Source organism: Bradyrhizobium sp. CCBAU 51627, assembly GCF_028128765.1.
Lineage (GTDB): Bacteria > Pseudomonadota > Alphaproteobacteria > Rhizobiales > Xanthobacteraceae > Bradyrhizobium.
In genome coordinates this window covers 124,437-133,615 of sequence record NZ_LBJG01000086.1, presented here as the reverse complement: position 1 = coordinate 133,615, position 9,179 = coordinate 124,437, and the positions used below count along the sequence as shown (strand labels likewise).

Here is a 9,179-nt window from a genome sequence, read left to right as displayed (position 1 = left end):
CGGCCCGCATAATCCGCTGAACCGCCGGATACGGACCCGTATGTCCGGTGGTGTGGGAGGGGCGGCGTCGCAAGACGCCCCCCTATCCCGATTTGCGTGCGGCCGTGACTGGCCTCAGGCCATGATCGAGAAGCCGCCGTCGACGGGGATCGCGGTCCCCGTGACGAAGTTCGAGGCTGAGGAGGCGAGGAAGACGGCAATGCCAGCGAAATCGTCGATGTCGCCCCAGCGCCCCGCGGGCGTGCGCGCCAGAACGCGCTCGTGCAGGCCCGATACCTGCTTGCGCGCACCGCGGGTGAGATCGGTGTCGATCCAGCCAGGCAGGATGGCATTGACCTGGATGTTGTCGGGGGCCCAGGCGTTGGCGCAGGCACGTGTGTACTGCACGATGCCGCCCTTGCTCGCGGCATAGGCGGTCGCAAAGCTCGCGCCGAAGATCGACATCATCGAGCCGATATTGATCACCTTGCCGTTGCCTGAGGCCTTCAGCGCCGGATAGGCCAGCTTCGAGCAGACGAAGGCACTGGTGAGGTTGGTGTCGATCACCTTATTCCACTCGTCGAGTTCCAGCTCGTGCGGTGGCTTGCGGATGCTCATGCCGGCGTTGTTGATCAGGATGTCGATGCGGCCGAGCTCCGTGATGACGCGGTCGATCATGGCGGCGACCGCGGCCTTGTCGGTCACGTCGGTTGTGACCGAGATCGCCTTCACGCCGCGCGCCTTGAGATCTGCGACGGCTGCGGCCGATTTGGCTTCATTGCGTCCGATCACCGCGATATCGGCGCCGGCATCCGCGAGCCCATGCGCGAGGCCGAGCCCAATGCCGCCGTTGCCGCCTGTGACGATCGCGACCTTGCCGCGGAGATCGAACCGGTTGGATGTCATGCTTTCACGTCCTGGTTTCTTCTATTGGTTGCTCTGCCAGATCAGCACCAGCCCGAAGCCCGCCATGGCGGCGCCATAGCCGGCCCATTGCAGCTGGTTGATCATGAAGCTCGATCGCGGCCAGGCGACGATGCCGGTGCCTTGTCCGATCCAGAGCAGCCCGACGGCGAGGGCAAACAGGCCTGCGACAAGCAGAAATCTGCGCATTCATTCCTCCCCATTGGACTGATTCTGTCGCGGCCCGCGGCACAAACGATCGCCGCAGGTCGCGAAAACTTCCGGCAAAGACTAGCCGCAGCTTCGGTTCAGATACAATGGCGGTGGCCGCAGGGCCGCGAAAGGCAGCGTGGCCGATTGAGTCAAGAAAAAGCCCCGGACCAAGCCGGGGCTTCTGCTGTTCAGACTGGATGCGCTTCAATACTTCGCGACCACTGGCCCGGCGTTGAAGCGATACACAAGCGACGTGCTGATGGTCTGTACCCAGGGCTTGATGGTGACGGACATGCCGCTCGGAGCGCCGCCAAAGTTGGGCGTGAAGGTCAACGGCAGCGCAGTGCGATCATAATAGGCACTCCGGTATTCCGTCTTCATGAACCAGCCCGGCGCGGCAATGCCGAAGATGTTCAGGCTGTTCTCCACACCACCGCCGATAAACCAGCCGTCGCGATGGAACGAGGGAGCCGTGTACAAAGGCGTAGTCGGCAGAAACAACGAGTTCAGCGTGGTGCCGGACCATTCCGAGCCCGTATAGCCCGTGTTGACGTAGGACAGGACGTTCGGAGCGGCGAGGTAGCCGAGCCGAAGGCCGGCCGCGTAGCTCACGCGAAGCTTCTCGGTGCCCTCTGCATTGGCCATGAAGGTTTGGGTGAGGGAGCCTCTGATGTCGCCGAACTGGCCGTCCGCAAAGGCACCCGCGACCCAATTGCCGGCGAATTGCCAATCGTAGCCGACGCCGACCGTCCCGAACCAGCCGCTGCCGCCGAGGCGCTGATCGCGCATGATGGGCATCACGGGCGGAACGGTGGTCTCGATGCTGCTGTCCGCCGACCAGAGTCCGCCGCCGGCGCCGCCGAAGACGTAGAACCCGGTCCAGTTCGGGCCGGCAAGGGTCGCGGGAGCCTTGGTGTAGAGACGCGGAGCGAGGTCGGCAGTCGCGGGCATGCCCCTGTCATTGAAACGATAGACCAGCGACGTGCTGATGGTTTGCACCCACGGCTTGAAGGTGAGGGCTGCCCCCGCTGGTGCCCCGGCAACCCCGCCTCCGCAGCCGAGCGCAGCGCCGGCGGCCGTGCAGGTCTCCGCCAAGGTGGTGCGGTCGTAGAAGGCCGACCGATATTCGGTTTTCATGAACCAGCCCGGCGCATTGATGCCCAGGACGTTGAGATTGTTCTCGACGCCGCCGCCGACGAAGAAGCCATTGCGATGGAAAGAGGGGGTGGAGGTGAGCGGGGCGGTCGTGGTTCCCGGGAGGGCAGAAAGAGACGACAGGCCCACGCCGGACCATTCAGAGCCGGAATAGCCGGCGTTCACATAGGACAATAGATTTGGCGCGACGAGGTAGCCGAGCCGCGCACCTGCGGCGTAGCTCGTGCGGAGCTTCTCGCGGCCTTCGAACACCCCGTTGGTGTCCGACAGGGAGCCGCGGATCTCTCCGAACTGGCCGTCAGCGAACAGACCGGCGACCCAGCGGCTGGCAAATTGCCAATCGTAACCGAGGCCGACGGTGCCGAACCAACCGCTGCCACCTAGCCGCTCATCGCGCGTCAGCGGATTGCCGATACCAAACCCGGCTCCGTTGTCGACCACATTGCTGTCGGCATTCCAGAGACCGCCTCCGCCACCGCCGAAGACGTAGAAGCCGGTCCACGCGGCTGCAGGCGCAATGGGGGCCTTCACATAAGGCCTCGCGGTGAGATCAGCGGCCTTGGCCGATCCCGAACATGCGGCGATCGCCGCGAGCGCGACGACGAACTTCTTCCTCATTCCGATTCCCTGCTTTCCACAGCCATGATCCAGGGAACGTAGAAAAGTTCCATCGGAATGGCTGTTACCGATCGGCAACAAATCACCAAACGGCAAGGGACTGGTGCGACGTGCACCGACTTTGCCCGCCGAGGCCGCGTTGTGGGTGAGGGAGCGGGCTCAGGATTTCCATGCCCGCAACAACGAAAAAGCCCCAAGCGGTGCCCGGGGCTTTGACGTCTGAAGTCGAATTCAGATCAGCTCAGTACTTGGCGACGACCGGACCGGTCCAGTTGAAGCGGTAGACCAGCGAGGTCGAGATTGTCTGGTTCCAGCTGTTGGCGCGAATGTCGCGGCCGACCAGGGCGTTGGTGCCGTCGACCAGCTCGTTCGAGGTCTTCGCGTTGTAGAAAGCCGAACGATACTCGGTCTTCATGAACCAGCCGGGCGAGGTGATGCCGAAGAAGTTCAGGCTGTTCTCGACGCCGCCTCCGATGAACCAACCGTTGCGGTTGTAGCTGTTGAGATGGATGCCAGCCGGCACGCCGGCCAGCGTCAGGAAGTTGGTCTGGCCGAAGTGGGCACCAGAGTAACCGCCGTTGACGTAGGTGAGAACGTTCGGAGCAACCAGCCAGCCGAGGCGCACGCCGGCGGCCCAGGAGTCTTCCAGCTTCTGGCTGCCAGTGATGCCGACGGTCGGATCCTGGACGGTTGCGCGGATGCTGCCGAACTGACCGTCCGCGAACACGCCGGCGACCCAATTGCTGCTGAACTGCCAGTCGTAGCCGAGGCCGACGGTGCCGAACCAGCCCGAGCCACCCTGGCGCTGGTCGATGGTCAGCGCGGTGTTGGTGCCAGTGGTCTGGACATGCTGGTCGGAGTTCGAGAGACCGCCGCCGCCGCCGCCGAAGATGTAGAAGCCGGTCCAGTTGGCGACGGGAGCCGCCATCGGAGCCTTCACGTACGGACGGGCCGCAAGGTCAGCCGCCGAGGCCGATCCGGTCATCGCGGCAACCGCGGTCAGCGCGAGCACAATCTTCTTCATGATGAAATCCCCAACCTTGGTTCGTAGCAGGCGCGAGCGCACCGAAGTCCGTGTGATCTGATGCCTGAACTATAGACGGTTCTCGCTGAAAAGCTGTTGCCGGGCAGGCACAGTCGCCGGAAAACGCCCGCAGGCGGACTTTGGGAGTGCCGGCACCTGAATTGCGAAAAATCACATGGTGTCAAATGGTTAGATGGGATTCCGATCCTCGCGCCCGGGTAGGTTTTCGTTAGGAGTTCGCGTTTGTTCGAAATCGAAGCAATCCTGCCTCAGCCCCTCGCGTGAGACCGGCCCGGTGAGTCGTTGGCCGAGTCGCGCCCTTGAGAGGTGGGTCGATCCCCCCGCAAGTGGATCTATCGCCCCCAAATAGAAAAGCCCCGGCTCTGGGCCGCGGCTTTTGAGCGTAAAGCGTGCCTTCAGACGTCCAGCAATTCCTCGCTGGCAAATTCGGCCTTGTCGGAGATGAAGGCGAAACGCGCCTCGGCCTTGGTGCCCATCAGGCGCTCGACCGAATCCGCGGTGGTGTCGCGGTCGTCGGCGAGCAGCACCACCTTGAGCAGCGTCCGCTTGGCCGGATCCATGGTGGTCTCCTTCAGCTGCGCCGGCATCATCTCGCCGAGGCCTTTGAAGCGGTTCACCTCGACCTTGGCGTTGGCGTTGAACGCGCTCTTGATCAGCTCGTCCTTGTGCTTGTCGTCGCGCGCGTAGACCGATTTGGTGCCGTGGGTCAGCTTGTAGAGCGGCGGCACCGCGAGGAAGAGGTGACCCTCGTCGATCAGGCGGGGCATCTGCCGGTAGAAGAAGGTGATCAGCAGCGATGCGATGTGGGCGCCGTCGACGTCGGCGTCGGTCATGATGATGATGCGCTGATAGCGCAGATCCTCTTCGCGGTACTGCGCGAGCGTGCCGCAGCCGATCGCCTGCACGAGATCGGAGAGCTGGGCGTTCGCCGTGAGCTTGTCCTTGCCGGCGGAAGCGACGTTGAGGATCTTGCCGCGCAACGGCAGCACGGCTTGCGTCTTGCGATCGCGCGCCTGCTTGGCGCTGCCGCCGGCCGAGTCGCCCTCGACGATGAAGAGCTCGGAGCCTTCGGTGCCGGCGTCGGTGCAGTCGGCGAGCTTGCCGGGCAGTCGCAGCTTCTTGCCGGCGGTTTTTCGCGCGGTCTCTTTCTCCTGTCGCCGACGCAGCCGCTCCTCGGCGCGGTCGATGACGAAGTCGAGCAGCCGGTTGGCCATGTTCGGATTGCCCGACAGCCAATGGTCGAACGGATCCTTCATCGCCTGTTCGACGATGCGCTGCGCCTCCGCGGTGGCGAGGCGATCCTTGGTTTGGCCCTGGAATTCGGGCTCGCGCACGAATACCGAGAGCATCACGGCCGCGCCCACCATCACGTCTTCGGATGTGATGGACGAAGCGCGCTTGCCCTGGCCGACGCGTTCGGCGTGATCCTTCAGGCCGCGCAAGAGCGCGCTGCGCAGGCCGGATTCGTGCGTACCGCCGTCGGGCGTCGGCACCGTGTTGGTGTAGGAGGAGAGGAAGCCGTCGGCGTCGGCCGTCCAGGCCACGGCCCATTCGCAGGCGCCGTGCGCGCCGTTGCGGCCCGACTTGCCGGAGAAGATATCGGGATGCACCAGCGTGTCGGCGTGGATCGCGGCGGCCAGATAGTCCTTGAGGCCGCCGGGGAAGTGGAAGGTGGCTTCCGGCGGCACGTCCTCGATGCCCTTGAGCAGTTCGGGTGCACAGTTCCAGCGGATCTCGACGCCACCGAACAGATACGCCTTCGAGCGCGTCATCTTGAACAGGCGTTGCGGCTTGAACGAGGCCTTTGCGCCGAAGATGTCGGTGTCGGGCTTGAAGCGCACGCGGGTGCCACGGCGATTGTTGACCTTGCCGAGGTCCTCAAGCTTGCCCTTGGGATGCCCGCGCTCGAACGACATGCGATAGAGCTTCTGGCTGCGCGCGACCTCGACCTCAAGGCGCGAGGAGAGGGCGTTCACCACGGAGATGCCGACGCCGTGCAGACCGCCCGAGGTCTCGTAGACCTTGCTGTCGAACTTGCCGCCCGAATGCAGCGTGCACATGATGACTTCGAGCGCCGACTTCTTCGGGAACTTCGGGTGCGGATCGACAGGAATGCCGCGGCCATTGTCGGTGACGGTCAGGAAGCCGTCCGCGGAGAGTTCGACACCGATGAAGGTCGCATGTCCTGCGAGCGCCTCGTCCATCGAGTTGTCGATCACTTCTGCGAACAGGTGATGCAGCGCCTTTTCATCGGTGCCGCCGATATACATGCCGGGCCGGCGCCGCACCGGTTCCAGGCCCTCGAGCACCTCGATGTCGGCCGCGGTGTAGTCGGCTTCTCCGCCGCTGGCGCGCGGCGACGCCTTCGCGGCACCCGTGCGCCCCTTCGGCTCATGCGCCTCGAACAAATCGTCTTTAGCTTTGGTTTTCAACGTCTTGGACATATATCTTGATACGTTTTGAGGGCCGCGCAGGCGGCGAATCGGTTCGCGCGACTATGCCATGGCTGGCCGGCAAAGGTCACCGCCGGGCCGCCCCAGGGGCGTCGTTGGGAGCCAATGCCGGCGAATTTACGCCGCAGGCCGAGCAATTCCCGGCAATTTGACGTCTCGGTCCGGCCCGGGCCGGATTTTGTGACTTGATGTCACACAAGTGCTTGGCTTACCAGTCCTTTTCATCAGCAGCACCTTGGGTCAGGGCGGGAAGGCAATTTCGGAATGGAGCAGTTTGCGCACGCCCTGGCCGACTTCGTGCGCGCTCACCAGGCCTGGGCCGCTCCGATCGTGTTCCTGCTCGCCTTCGGGGAGTCGCTCGCCTTCATCTCGCTGCTGATCCCGGCCTGGGGCGCTCTCGTGGCCATCGGCGCGCTGATCGGGGCAAGCGGCATCAGCTTCTACCCGGTCTGGATCGCCGGCGGCTTCGGCGCAGCGCTGGGCGACTGGGTCTCGTACTGGTTCGGTTATCGCTACAAGGAGCACGTCGCCCAGATGTGGCCGCTCTCGCGCTATCCGGAACTCTTGCCGAGAGGCGAGGCCTTCGTGCGAAGTTGGGGGATACCCAGCATCTTCATCGGCCGCTTCTTCGGTCCCTTGCGCGCCTCGGTGCCGCTCGCAGCCGGCATCTTCGAGATGCCTTATTGGAGCTTCCAGGCCGCTAATTTCGTCTCGGCCCTGGTCTGGTCCGCCGTGCTCCTTCTGTTCGGCGACGTGATCGCGAAGATCATGGAATGGATTTGGCGCGTGGTCTGACGTCAAAACCTTGACGGGAACCGCATCTCGTCTTATAGCCCCGCGCCATGATCAACGCCGCGACCATCCTGTTCGCCCGTCGCCGCCGCCGCGCTTTAGCGGTTTGGGCGGTCGATCGCGTTTGAGATCATCGTCTTTGCCGCTGGATCCGATCCGCGGCATTCTCTCTCCTGTCAGCGCGATCTGATCCGGCGGCTCCCCAAAGGAGGCCCAGCAGGAGACCACGATGTACACGCCACCGCATTTCAAGCAGGACCGCACCGCGAGCCTGAAATTCGCCGACGAGCGCGGCTTCGGCACCATGTGTGCCTTTGACGGCAAGAAGCCCGTCGCATCATCGCTGCCGTTCTATCTGAGCTATGCGGCCGACGGCACACCGCAGGCCGCCTTTCATGTCGCCCGTCACAATCCGCTGGTAAAGCTGGCGGACGGCGCGACCTCCTGGCTGCTCGCGGTCAATGGGCCCGATGCCTATGTATCGCCGGACTGGTACGTCTCGCCGGATCAGGTCCCGACCTGGCTCTATCAGTCGGTGCATCTGACCGGCCCGGTGCGGCTGTTGTCGGATCATGAGCTGGCAGTGCAGATCGACACGCTCAGCGACAAGTTCGAAAGCTGGCTGTTGCCGAAGAAGCCCTGGACGTCGGGCAAGATGACGGCGGGTCGGCTCGATGCGATGAAGAAGGGAATCGTGGGTCTGGTCATGACGGTTGAAGAGGTCGAAGGCAGCTTCAAGCTCAACCAGCACAAATCGGACGCCGACTATGCGGCGATCGCGAATGCGCTGGGCGATGGCGATGCCGACGCGCAGCAGATTTCAGGCTTGATGCGCCAGATCCGGCCACAGGTTTTTGCAGACGACACGAACACGCTCGAAAGGAGCGCACCATGAGCCTCACCGAAACCACGAAAGCCCCGATATCAGGCGCGGCCACCAAGCCCGCCACCGTCTTCGTCGACGGCGGCTCCGGCACCACCGGCCTCGGCATCAACGAGCGGCTGAAGCTCCAAAGCGACGTGGTCGTGAAGACGATTGCCGACGACAAGCGCAAGGACCCCGCGGCGAAGAAGGCGCTGATGGAGGAGGTCGATCTCGTCATCCTCTGCCTGCCCGACGATGCCGCCAGGGAGACGGTTGCGGTGGTCGACAGCATGGGTATCTCTGCGCCGAAAGTGCTGGACGCCTCGACGGCCTACCGGGTTGCGCCCGACTGGGCCTATGGCTTTCCCGAACTGACCCCGGAGCAGGCCGGCAAGATCAAGGCCGCGAAGAAGGTCTCAAATCCCGGCTGCTATCCGACCGGCGCGATCGCGCTGCTGCGGCCGATCGTCGATGCCGGCCTGTTGCCGCAGGACTATCCCGTCACCGTCAACGCGGTGAGCGGTTATTCCGGCGGCGGCAAGTCGATGATCGCGAGCTTTGAAGACGGCAGTGCCCCGTCCTTCGAGCTCTATGGCCTCGGCTTCGAGCACAAGCATCTGCCCGAGATGCAGCTCTATTCGAACCTGACGCGGCGGCCGATCTTCATTCCCTCGGTCGGTAACTACCGGCAGGGCATGCTGGTCTCGGTGCCGCTTCAGCTCGACACGCTGCCGGGCAAGCCTGATGGAGCCGATCTGCAGGCTGCGCTCGCCAAGTGCTACGCCGGTTCGAAATACGTCTCGGTGATGCCGCTTCAGAACGAAGCCTCAAAGAGCGGCCGGCTGGAGCCGGAAGCGCTCAACGAGACCAACATGCTCGAGCTCTATGTCTTCGCCAGCGACAAATATCACCAGGCCGTGCTGGTCGCCCGGCTCGACAATCTCGGCAAGGGCGCATCCGGCGCGGCCGTGCAGAACATGCGGCTGATGCTGGGCTTGCCGGAGGCGTAGGGCGGAGCAGACCCAAGTCCTCTTGGCGATGCGAAGCATCGTCGAGTGGAGTGCGATGGCGAGAGGCGCGCGGCTCGGCTCGCGCGCCGTTCCTACTGGAGCACGACATCGGCGGGGATTGGATGCGTAGGCCGGCCGGCACACAC

8 protein-coding genes are annotated in these 9,179 nt (G+C 64.0%); 3 read left to right on the top strand and 5 right to left on the bottom strand.

The features are described 5' to 3' along the window. Nucleotides 1-114: 114 nt before the first annotated feature. From XH88_RS31385 to parE, 5 genes are all read right to left on the bottom strand, one after another. Complete coding sequence (locus XH88_RS31385) at nucleotides 115-885, bottom strand: SDR family NAD(P)-dependent oxidoreductase (protein WP_271672096.1); 771 nt, start codon at nucleotides 883-885, stop codon at nucleotides 115-117. Between the two features lie 21 nt (nucleotides 886-906). Beyond that, complete coding sequence (locus XH88_RS31380; protein WP_271672095.1) at nucleotides 907-1,092, bottom strand: hypothetical protein; 186 nt, start codon at nucleotides 1,090-1,092, stop codon at nucleotides 907-909. 207 nt (nucleotides 1,093-1,299) lie between these two features. After that, the gene (locus XH88_RS31375; RefSeq protein WP_271672094.1) at nucleotides 1,300-2,868 is read right to left on the bottom strand and encodes an outer membrane protein; all 1,569 of its coding nucleotides are present in this window, start codon (nucleotides 2,866-2,868) and stop codon (nucleotides 1,300-1,302) included. Nucleotides 2,869-3,109: 241 nt separating this feature from the next. Continuing rightward, the gene (locus XH88_RS31370; RefSeq protein ID WP_271672093.1) at nucleotides 3,110-3,892 is read right to left on the bottom strand and encodes an outer membrane protein; all 783 of its coding nucleotides are present in this window, start codon (nucleotides 3,890-3,892) and stop codon (nucleotides 3,110-3,112) included. A 416-nt stretch (nucleotides 3,893-4,308) separates the two neighbouring features. After that, nucleotides 4,309-6,357, bottom strand: coding sequence for a DNA topoisomerase IV subunit B (gene parE, locus XH88_RS31365; protein WP_271672092.1), 2,049 nt, complete (start codon nucleotides 6,355-6,357; stop codon nucleotides 4,309-4,311). A gap of 273 nt (nucleotides 6,358-6,630) precedes the next feature. Between parE and XH88_RS31360 the strand changes: the two genes are divergently transcribed. The 3 genes from XH88_RS31360 (at nucleotide 6,631) to argC (ending at nucleotide 9,033) form a co-directional block, all read left to right on the top strand. Continuing rightward, entirely contained in the window at nucleotides 6,631-7,161 is a 531-nt protein-coding gene (locus XH88_RS31360; RefSeq protein WP_271672091.1) for a DedA family protein, read from the top strand. A gap of 226 nt (nucleotides 7,162-7,387) precedes the next feature. Continuing rightward, on the top strand, nucleotides 7,388-8,053 hold the full coding sequence (locus tag XH88_RS31355) for an FMN-binding negative transcriptional regulator (RefSeq protein WP_271672090.1): 666 nt from the start codon (nucleotides 7,388-7,390) through the stop codon (nucleotides 8,051-8,053). Beyond that, on the top strand, nucleotides 8,050-9,033 hold the full coding sequence (gene argC / locus XH88_RS31350; RefSeq protein WP_271672089.1) for an N-acetyl-gamma-glutamyl-phosphate reductase: 984 nt from the start codon (nucleotides 8,050-8,052) through the stop codon (nucleotides 9,031-9,033). The genes XH88_RS31355 and argC overlap by 4 nt, the downstream gene beginning before the upstream one ends. Nucleotides 9,034-9,179: the final 146 nt, after the last annotated feature.